Origin of the sequence: Streptococcus suis (assembly GCF_002964045.1) — a bacterium.
Lineage (GTDB): Bacteria > Bacillota > Bacilli > Lactobacillales > Streptococcaceae > Streptococcus > Streptococcus suis_U.
The window spans coordinates 1-274 of sequence record NZ_POPB01000060.1 but is presented as its reverse complement, the minus strand read 5'-3'; the positions used below and the strand labels follow the sequence as shown (position 1 = coordinate 274).

Below are 274 nucleotides of genomic sequence, written 5' to 3'. Positions count from 1 at the left end.
CAAGTATCGGTTAAAGATATTACTACAGAAGATCTGCGTAAAATTTTTACTGGTGAGATTACCAACTGGAAAGAACTGGGTGGTAAGGATTTGGAAATTTCAATCATTAACCGTGCAGCTAGTTCAGGTTCACGTGCGACCTTTGATAGTGTTATCATGGATGGACAAACCGCAGCTCAGAGTCAAGAACAAGATTCTAACGGTATGGTAAAATCTATTGTTGCTCAGACACCAGGTGCAATTTCCTACCTATCATTTGCTTATATAGATGATT

General features: G+C 38.7%; 1 protein-coding gene. It reads left to right on the top strand.

Going from position 1 to position 274, the window contains the following annotated elements; all coding sequences use genetic code 11:
- Positions 1-274 (top strand): substrate-binding domain-containing protein (locus C1E99_RS00265; protein ID WP_193441763.1); only part of this gene is annotated, 274 nt, incomplete at both ends.